A 1,693-nucleotide genomic window follows, 5' to 3' on the forward strand; every position below is an offset into this window, starting at 1 on the left:
TTAAATTGAAGAGTTTGATCATGGCTCAGATTGAACGCTGGCGGCAGGCCTAACACATGCAAGTCGAGCGGAAACGAGTTATCTGAACCTTCGGGGAACGATAACGGCGTCGAGCGGCGGACGGGTGAGTAATGCCTAGGAAATTGCCCTGATGTGGGGGATAACCATTGGAAACGATGGCTAATACCGCATAATGCCTACGGGCCAAAGAGGGGGACCTTCGGGCCTCTCGCGTCAGGATATGCCTAGGTGGGATTAGCTAGTTGGTGAGGTAATGGCTCACCAAGGCGACGATCCCTAGCTGGTCTGAGAGGATGATCAGCCACACTGGAACTGAGACACGGTCCAGACTCCTACGGGAGGCAGCAGTGGGGAATATTGCACAATGGGCGCAAGCCTGATGCAGCCATGCCGCGTGTGTGAAGAAGGCCTTCGGGTTGTAAAGCACTTTCAGTCGTGAGGAAGGTGGTAGTGTTAATAGCACTATCATTTGACGTTAGCGACAGAAGAAGCACCGGCTAACTCCGTGCCAGCAGCCGCGGTAATACGGAGGGTGCGAGCGTTAATCGGAATTACTGGGCGTAAAGCGCATGCAGGTGGTTTGTTAAGTCAGATGTGAAAGCCCGGGGCTCAACCTCGGAATAGCATTTGAAACTGGCAGACTAGAGTACTGTAGAGGGGGGTAGAATTTCAGGTGTAGCGGTGAAATGCGTAGAGATCTGAAGGAATACCGGTGGCGAAGGCGGCCCCCTGGACAGATACTGACACTCAGATGCGAAAGCGTGGGGAGCAAACAGGATTAGATACCCTGGTAGTCCACGCCGTAAACGATGTCTACTTGGAGGTTGTGGCCTTGAGCCGTGGCTTTCGGAGCTAACGCGTTAAGTAGACCGCCTGGGGAGTACGGTCGCAAGATTAAAACTCAAATGAATTGACGGGGGCCCGCACAAGCGGTGGAGCATGTGGTTTAATTCGATGCAACGCGAAGAACCTTACCTACTCTTGACATCCAGAGAACTTTCCAGAGATGGATTGGTGCCTTCGGGAACTCTGAGACAGGTGCTGCATGGCTGTCGTCAGCTCGTGTTGTGAAATGTTGGGTTAAGTCCCGCAACGAGCGCAACCCTTATCCTTGTTTGCCAGCGAGTAATGTCGGGAACTCCAGGGAGACTGCCGGTGATAAACCGGAGGAAGGTGGGGACGACGTCAAGTCATCATGGCCCTTACGAGTAGGGCTACACACGTGCTACAATGGCGCATACAGAGGGCGGCCAACTTGCGAGAGTGAGCGAATCCCAAAAAGTGCGTCGTAGTCCGGATTGGAGTCTGCAACTCGACTCCATGAAGTCGGAATCGCTAGTAATCGTGGATCAGAATGCCACGGTGAATACGTTCCCGGGCCTTGTACACACCGCCCGTCACACCATGGGAGTGGGCTGCAAAAGAAGTAGGTAGTTTAACCTTCGGGAGGACGCTTACCACTTTGTGGTTCATGACTGGGGTGAAGTCGTAACAAGGTAGCGCTAGGGGAACCTGGCGCTGGATCACCTCCTTAAACGATCCGCCCTTTCACGGCGGTAACAGGGGTTCGACTCCCCTACGGGATACCATTGGGTCGTTAGCTCAGTTGGTAGAGCAGTTGACTTTTAATCAATTGGTCGCAGGTTCGAATCCTGCACGACCCACCATTCTT

The 1,693-nt window shown here is 53.5% G+C and carries 1 tRNA gene and 1 rRNA gene; both read left to right on the forward strand.

The features are described 5' to 3' along the window. Positions 1-2 precede the first annotated feature (2 nt). A 16S ribosomal RNA gene (locus tag QTO06_RS25240) occupies positions 3-1,555 on the forward strand. A gap of 57 nt (positions 1,556-1,612) precedes the next feature. Then, positions 1,613-1,688 (forward strand) — tRNA-Lys (locus QTO06_RS25245). The last annotated feature ends 5 nt before the right edge of the window (positions 1,689-1,693 follow it).

Source organism: Vibrio sp. M260121 (assembly GCF_036533715.1).
Taxonomy (GTDB): domain Bacteria; phylum Pseudomonadota; class Gammaproteobacteria; order Enterobacterales; family Vibrionaceae; genus Vibrio.